The organism is Bacillus sp. AF62, from assembly GCF_050312695.1.
GTDB classification, from domain to species: Bacteria; Bacillota; Bacilli; order Bacillales; family Bacillaceae_G; genus Bacillus_A; species Bacillus_A cereus.
This window is the reverse complement of sequence record NZ_JBNPJZ010000334.1, coordinates 1-207: the sequence shown is the minus strand read 5'-3', so window position 1 is coordinate 207 and position 207 is coordinate 1. Positions and strand designations below refer to the sequence as shown.

Below are 207 nucleotides of genomic sequence, written 5' to 3'. Positions count from 1 at the left end.
GTATCCACTCTCCATCGTTTTCCATCCCATATATACCAACCGATATCATGAACGAATTTAATTACATGGCCGTATTCGTAAGCAATACGTTCCGCATTTCCAAGTTCCGTTAGTTTAAATTTCCTTTTTAGTTTGTCTTCCACAACTTCAGCTACATCTTCACTTATAAAATCAAATGAAAATTAATCGAATGGTTGCTTATAATCT

The 207-nt window shown here is 34.3% G+C and carries 1 pseudogene; it reads right to left on the bottom strand.

Annotated features, from left to right (window positions below):
- A pseudogene (locus tag ACQRBL_RS33045) lies at positions 1–207 on the bottom strand (hypothetical protein); the annotation flags it as partial.